This window comes from Crenothrix polyspora (genome assembly GCF_900163755.1).
GTDB classification, from domain to species: Bacteria; Pseudomonadota; Gammaproteobacteria; order Methylococcales; family Methylomonadaceae; genus Crenothrix; species Crenothrix polyspora.
In genome coordinates, this window is the sequence record NZ_FUKI01000070.1 from 1 (window position 1) to 1,501 (window position 1,501).

Here is a 1,501-nt window from a genome sequence, read left to right on the forward strand (position 1 = left end):
AAATGCACATGAAGATTAAAAACACAGTGCCTACCTGTCCTAAACTCACTATTCATATTGACAGACCAATTAAAAAAGCATACAGTATAGCCCATGATTATTAGAAAAGCATTTAAATTCAGGCTAAACACCAATCCAGAAATAGAACAGAAACTGCTCGAATTTTCCGGCTGCTGCCGTTTTGTCTGGAATAAGGTGCTAAGCCTTAATCTGTATCGGCTTGAAAATAATATGCCTATCATGTGGAAGGGTGAGTTAAGTTTCTGGCTTACCCTTTGGAAAAAATCAGATGAATATAGCTTTCTTAAAGACTGCCATTCACAGCCCCTGCAACAAACCATTGACCAGCTTGAGCGAGCTTTCAAAGATTGCTTTGACAAAAACCAGCCAAACAAGCGCCTACCAAGATTCAAGAAAAAAGGAAAATCTGATAGCTTTCGCTACCCGCAAGGATTCAAGATCGACCAGGAAAGCAGCACAATATTCCTGCCAAAGATCGGAATCGTAAAGTACCGGAACAGTCGCCGTATTGTTGGAGCACCTAAGAACGTTACCGTAAGCCGTAAAGGTGGACACTGGTACGTATCAATCCAAACCGAATACGAGACCGCCCACGATCCGATTCATCCGTCCGCATCCGGCGTAGGCATAGATATGGGTGTCATCCAGTTTGCCACGCTATCCGATGGCACTGTGTACGCGCCACTGAACAGCTTTAAAGGCTTGGCTGCTAAGCTTGCCAATCTGCAAAAGCAACTGAAAAACAAAAAGAAATTTTCAAATAACTGGAAGAAACTACAGGCTAAAATAGTCAAATTGCACGAAAGAATAGCTAGCGCACGTCAAGACTACTTGCATAAAATATCAACTGAGATCAGCGAAAACCAAGCCTTAGTTGTCATCGAAGATTTGCGGGTGTCCAACATGACCAAACGGGCTAAAAATAAAAACGTGGTGCAAAAATCAGGCTTGAACAGGTCGATACTAGATCAAGGTTGGTCGATGTTTGCAACAATGCTTGAGTATAAGCAGGCGTGGAGTGGTGGACAGGTACTTAGAGTGCCAGCCGCCTACACAAGCCAGACATGCCCATGTTGCGGCCACGTATCGAAAGAAAATAGAACGACACAAGCAAGTTTTGTTTGCGTAGATTGTGGTTACAAGAATAACGCTGATGTAGTCGGCGCTATCAATGTAATGGCGCGGGGACACCGCGTCTTAGCCTGCCAAGCGAGTGATGCAGTAATGTCACCGGCAACAGGAACTAGTAAGAAGCTGCGAAGCAAGCTTACTCTTTAGAAATAAGGAATCCCCTTCCTTCAGGGAGAGGAGGCTGTCAAGCTCTAATGGATAAGTTAGGTGTATTTACGAGCTAGCGCTTTTTTCAGCGCTTCCTCTACTGTACATTTAGTTTCAATGCGCTCTAATATTACTTCATCCACTGTACCTCGTGCAACTATTTGGTGAATAATCACAGGTCTGTCGAACCCGGCCTGGTATT

The 1,501-nt window shown here is 44.0% G+C and carries 1 protein-coding gene; it reads left to right on the forward strand.

Features of this window, described 5'->3' with window-relative positions; translation table 11 throughout:
* Nucleotides 1–93 precede the first annotated feature (93 nt).
* Nucleotides 94–1,299, forward strand: a complete 1,206-nt coding sequence (locus tag CRENPOLYSF2_RS04240) for an RNA-guided endonuclease InsQ/TnpB family protein (RefSeq protein WP_087142719.1) — start codon at nt 94–96, stop codon at nt 1,297–1,299.
* Nucleotides 1,300–1,501 lie beyond the last annotated feature (202 nt).

Coding starts and splice junctions, on each gene's coding strand:
- CRENPOLYSF2_RS04240 (WP_087142719.1), top strand. CDS start 94: ATGATTATTAGAAAAGCATTTAAATTCAGGCTAAACACCAATCCAGAA.